The 1,649-nt window shown below is 40.9% G+C and carries 1 protein-coding gene; it reads left to right on the forward strand.

The window, feature by feature from the left end; all coding sequences use genetic code 11:
• The first annotated feature begins 198 nt into the window (after positions 1 to 198).
• Complete coding sequence (locus ABIC84_RS27465) at positions 199 to 1,164, forward strand: IS110 family transposase (RefSeq protein ID WP_429265632.1); 966 nt, start codon at positions 199 to 201, stop codon at positions 1,162 to 1,164.
• Positions 1,165 to 1,649: the final 485 nt, after the last annotated feature.

Below are 1,649 nucleotides of genomic sequence, written 5' to 3' on the forward strand. Positions count from 1 at the left end.
ATAAGATCGTATGCATGAAACAGTTAAAGAAGAGTTCTTGAAAAAAAGGTTGTAGATTAAAGTAAACAACTAAGAACAAACACTTTAAATCAAGAACTCATGCAACAAGTTACACAATTAGATTTTAGCGGGCAAAAGATTTTTGCGGGGATAGATGTCCATAAGAAATCCTGAAAGGTAAGCATCCGTAGTGAACAAATGGAACTCAGGACGTTTTCGCAGAACCCATCGGCGGGAGAATTAAGTACTTATCTTAAGCGTAATTACCCATCAGCGGACTACCACGTAGTTTATGAAGCCGGATTTTGCGGTTTCAGTCATCAGCGGGAATTTAGTAATGCAGGGATTAACTGCATCGTTGTAAACCCGGCCGATGTACCCACGACAGGTAAGGAAAAACAGCGTAAATCAGACACCGTTGATTGCCGGAAATTAAGTCAGTCACTAAGTAAAGGAGACCTTACCGGTATTTTTATTCCCTGTATTGAACAACAGGATGACCGGGATATTATTCGCACATACAATCAAACGGTAAAAGATCAGACGAGATATAAAAACAGGATCCGGGGTTGGCTTCACTTCCAGGGGATAACGTTCGGTGAATCAGAGGGCCGTTATTGGTCAAATAATTTTACCAACTGGCTTAAAAATCTGTCATTGAGTCCTTCGGCAAGGACAGCCCTTGACCTTAAACTTCAGGGTTACCTACAGGCCAGGAGCATGGTATTGGCCGCCACCAGGCAGGTGCGTATTTTGTCCAGGCAGGCGCGTTATAAGGAAAGAATAACCCTGATCAGGACAATTCCCGGCGTGGGCGAGATTACCGCTTTGTTATTTGTAACAGAAGTGGGCGATGTGAACAGGTTTAAATCGTTCGATGCTTTATGCGATTACGTTGGCCTTGTGCCCAATACTCACAGCACTGGTGATAAAGAAAAAGTATCAGGTCTGACCAGGCGGGCCAATCATCAGCTCAGGGAAAAACTCATTGAAGCCAGTTGGACAGCTGTACGTACAGATCCCGCCTTGACGATGCCTTATAATAATTACTGTAAAAGGATGAAAAAGAACAATGCCATCATCAGGATAGCTAAAAAAATGCTTAACCGGATTCGGTATGTAATGAAAAACGAATGCCCGTATGTAATAGCGGTTGTGAAATAATAAACAACAAAAGTGCAGGATAAAACAATCTGTTTTGTTATCAGATGATAAACCGGAATGAGAAATCCGCAGCCCCTTTTGAGGTGTCTGCTTTGTATAAGACTACGGTTATCATTTTATCAAATAATTTAAACGCGATGCTGCGGCCCGTAATGGTGTCTGCTTATAGGAGATTGATTGTTATTTATCGGTGCATTAACGTAATTGAAAATCGGTGAAGGTTTTCTTAGCCATAGGCGAAAAAGATAAAATAAAAAAGTCTCCTGTTACAGAGACTTCTTTTATTATCTGATTCGGCAGATCACATTGCTGGCAGGTTGCTCCCCAGCAGAGCCTGTTTCCTCTTCTGATCTGCAAAGGAAAATTAAGAAAACATGGTCACCTTTTGCTTAGTCATTTATATATTATAACTTTATATAATCTATTACCACGCTTTTTAGGACTTTTTGCCTTTCTGTAGCAGATTTTCATCATAGGAGATTTCT

Origin of the sequence: Mucilaginibacter sp. 3215 (assembly GCF_050433785.1) — a bacterium.
Classification (GTDB): Bacteria; Bacteroidota; Bacteroidia; order Sphingobacteriales; family Sphingobacteriaceae; genus Mucilaginibacter.

What these genes read in the sequence shown, in the direction of transcription:
- ABIC84_RS27465 (WP_429265632.1), top strand. Translation starts at nt 199, where the DNA reads ATGGAACTCAGGACGTTTTCGCAGAACCCATCGGCGGGAGAATTAAGT.